1 protein-coding gene is annotated in these 4,051 nt (G+C 70.8%); it reads left to right on the forward strand.

Features of this window, described 5'->3' with window-relative positions; translation table 11 throughout:
* Positions 1-4,051, forward strand: a 4,051-nt coding sequence (locus tag VIW71_RS12720; protein WP_331622235.1) for an SDR family NAD(P)-dependent oxidoreductase, incomplete at both ends; no start/stop codon positions are given.

Raw genomic sequence — 4,051 nt, forward strand, 5'->3', positions numbered from 1 at the left:
TGGTGTCGAGCCGGATGCGGTGGTGGGGCATTCGCAGGGTGAGATCGCTGCGGCTTATGTTGCCGGGGCGTTGTCGCTGGAGGATGCCGCGCGGGTGGTGGCATTGCGGAGCAAGGCACTCGCGGCACTGGCCGGGCAGGGCGGCATGCTGTCGGTGGCGTTGTCGGTCGAACGGGCCGCCGACTTCGTGGCGCCCTGGGGCGACCGTCTGACCATCGCGGTGATCAACGCACCCGGCACGGTCGTCGTATCCGGTGACCAGGATGCGCTGGACGAACTCCTGGAATCGTGCCTTGCCGACGGCATCAGGGCTCGCCGTCTGCCGGTGAACTACGCGGCGCACTCCGTCCAGGTCGAGGCGATCCGCGAGCAGTTGCTCGCCGACCTGGCCGGAATCGAACCGAGAACCGGCAACGTATCGTTCTACTCCACGGTCACCGCCGAGCTGATCGACACCTCCACCCTCGACGCGGAGTACTGGTACCGCAACCTCCGCGAGCCGGTGCGCTTCGACGCGACCACGCGGCTGCTGCTCGCTTCGGGCGACCCGGTGTTCGTGGAGATCAGTCCGCATCCGGTGCTGGCGCCCGCGCTGGAGGAGCACGATGCCGGCGTGACGACCGGGACGCTGCGTCGGGACCGCGGCACGCTGGCGGATTTCCTGGCTGCTACGGCACGGCTGTTTGTCCGGGGTGTGCACGTGCGGTGGCCGTTACCGGAAGGATCGCCGGTGGTGTTGCCCACCTACCCGTTCCAGCGGGAGCGGTTCTGGCTGCTGCCCAGCGGCGCGGGAGATGTGTCCGCGGCCGGGGTCGATCCGGTGGACCACCCGCTACTCGGCGCCTGCGTCGAGGTGGGCGAACAGAAGGTGCTGACCGGTCGGCTCTCTCTGACCACCCACCCGTGGCTCGCCGACCACGCCGTGCTGGGCAGGGTGTTGCTGCCCGCGACGGCGTTCGTGGAACTGGTGGTGCACGCGGCCGGGGCGGCAGTGGAGGAACTGGTCCTGGAAGCGCCGTTGGTGCTGCCCGAGGACGGCGCGGTGGACGTGCACGTCGTGGTGGGCGCGCCGGACGAGTCAGGCCGCCGCACGGTCGAGGTCCGGTCTCGCGCGGACGAGTGGGTGCGGCACGCCACTGGCACAGTGAGCGGAAATCCCGTGGCGGGACAGGAGTTGTCGCAGTGGCCGCCGGCCGATGCGGAACCCCTCACCGGGCTCTACGACACGCTCGCAGCGGCGGGCTACGAGTACGGGCCGGCGTTCCAGGCCGTGCAGGCGGTGTGGCGACGCGGCCGTGAGGTGTTCGCCGAGGTCACAGTGGCGGACGCGGCCCGGTTCACTGTGCATCCGGCGCTGCTGGACGCGGCTCTGCAGCCGTTGGCGCTGCTGGCCGACACGGAGGGTGATGTGCGGCTGCCGTTCTCGCTCAACGGGATCGCGGTCCACCAGACCGGGGTCACCACCGCACGCGTGCGGCTGTCGACCGTGCGCCCAGGCACGTACGCCATCACCGTGGCGGACCAGTCGGGCGCGCCGGTTGCGACCATTGAGGCGCTGACCACCCGGCCCATGGCCGAGCGCGGCCCACTGTACGCGCTCGACTGGATTCCGCTGTCCGCCAATGAAGGTGTGCTCGGCGACGTGGTCTCGCCCGGCTCGGTGGTCGAAGCGCTGACGGCCGTCCGGGACTTCCTTGCCGGATCGCAAGAACGGCTCGTGGTGCGCACCCGGGGTGCGGTCGCCGCCGTCCCCGGTGATCGGGTCAGCGACCCGGAAGCCTCGGCCGTGTGGGGTCTGGTCCGGTCCGCGCAGTCAGAGCACCCCGGACGATTCGTATTGGTGGACGCGGACGAGTTACCGGACGGCCTGGCGGTTGGCGACGAGGACCAGGTGGCTGTTCGCCGGGGCGCCGCCTACGTTCCCCGGCTCGTGCGCGCCGCACCGGAGGCGTTCCAGGGACGGCTGACGGAGTCGGGCACCGGCAGCCTGGACGACCTCGCTTTCCTGCCGTACCGGGAAGTTCCGCTGGAGCCGCAGGAGGTGCGCGTCGCGGTCCGGGCGGCGGGTCTGAACTTCCGCGATGTCCTGGTCGCCCTGGGCGTGTATCCGGCGCCGGCGCTGCTCGGCAGCGAAGGCTCGGGGATCGTGACCGAGGTCGGGGCCGAGGTCACCGGGCTGCGGCCGGGCGATCGGGTCTTCGGGCTGCTGCCCGGCGCGTTCGGCCGGGTCGCCGTTGCCGATCAACGGGTGCTGGCCAGGATTCCCGACCGGTGGACGTTCACCCGGGCCGCCGCCGTACCGGTCGCGTTCCTGACCGCGTGGTACGGCTTGCGGGACCTGGGTGAGCTGAGGTCCGGCGACCGGGTGCTGATCCACGCCGGGGCCGGTGGCGTCGGCATGGCGGCGATCCAGCTCGCGCGGCTGTGGGGTGCGGAGGTGTTCGCGACCGCGAGTCCGGGCAAATGGGACTCGTTGCGTGCGTTGGGGCTGGCCGACGACCACATTGCCTCGTCCCGGGCCTTGGAGTTCGCCGACCGGTTCGGTCCGGTCGACGTGGTGCTGAACTCGCTGTCCGGCGAGTTCGTGGACGCGTCCCTGCGGCTGCTCAAGCCGGGCGGGCGGTACGTGGAGATGGGCAAGGCGGATGTCCGGCCTGGTGTGCGGGCGTTCGACCTGGCTGACGCGGGACCTGAGCGGCTGGCGGAGATCCTGGCCGAGGTGGTCCGGCTGCTCACCGCCGGCGAGCTGCGTCAGCCACCGATCACCACATGGGATGTTCGCCGCGCGCGGGACGCGTTCCGGTACATGAGCCGGGCCGAGCACACGGGCAAGATAGTCCTTACCGTCCCGGCGGACCTCGACCCGGCCGGCACCGTCCTGATCACCGGCGGTACGGGGACGCTGGGTGGTCACGTCGCCCGGCATCTCGTTGCCACGCGCGATGTCCGACACCTGCTGCTGGTCAGTCGCAGCGGTGGCACGCCGGACCTGCTGGACGACCTCACGCGGCTCGGCGCTCAGGTGACAGTGGCGACCTGTGACGTGACCGACCGTGAGGCGCTGGCGGGCGTGCTGGCCTCGATTCCGGTCGAGCACCCGCTGACAGCGGTCGTGCACCTGGCCGGGGCGCTGGACGACGCCCTGGTCGAGTCTCTGACGCCCGAACGCCTCGCGACGGTGTGGGAGCCGAAGGCGCGGGCCGCATGGCACCTGCACGAGCTGACCGAACACCTTGATCTGCAGGCGTTCGTGCTGTTCTCCTCGGCGGCCGGCGTGCTGGGTGCGGCAGGGCAGGCCAACTACGCGGCGGCGAACGCGTATCTCGACGGACTGGCCGCGTACCGGCGCGCCAAGGGCTTACCGGGCGTGTCGCTGGTCTGGGGCTACTGGGCCGAAGCCAGTGGGCTGACTGGAGGTTTGTCCGAAGCGGATCGTCAACGGCTCGCTCGTGCCGGTGTGCTGCCGATGGCGACGGAGCACGGGCTCGCGCTTTTCGACGCGGGTTTGGACGCTCCCGAGCCGGTGGTGGTCGCGGCCAAGCTGAACGTGTCCGCGTTGGGTGACCAGCCGGTGTTGCGATCCCTGGTACGTGCGCGGAAACCGGTGAAGCGCACTGGATTGGCAGGCGAGCTGGGATCGTTGCCCGAGGTCCGGCAGCGGGAGGCACTGCTCGAACTGGTCAGCACCCACGCCGCGGCCGTGCTGGGCCGCGCGGACGAGATCGGCGAAGAGCGGGCGTTCCGGGATCTGGGGTTCGACTCGCTGACGGCCGTGGAACTGCGGAACCGGTTGTCCACCGCGGTCGGAACCCGGCTGCCGGCCACGATGGTCTTCGATCACCCGACCCCGGTTCGGCTGGCCGAATACCTGCGCGAGGTCGTACTCGGCAACGAACGTCGCGTGCCCGTACCCGTGCCGGTGTCCGTTGCGGTGGCGGATGATCCGGTGGTCGTGGTGGGGATGGGCTGCCGGTATCCGGGTGGTGTGGGGTCGGCTGCCGATCTGTGGGGGTTGGTGTCGGGCGGGGTCGATGCGATCGGTGAGTTCCCG

Origin of the sequence: Streptomyces sp. (assembly GCF_036524955.1) — a bacterium.
Classification (GTDB): Bacteria; Actinomycetota; Actinomycetes; order Streptomycetales; family Streptomycetaceae; genus Actinacidiphila.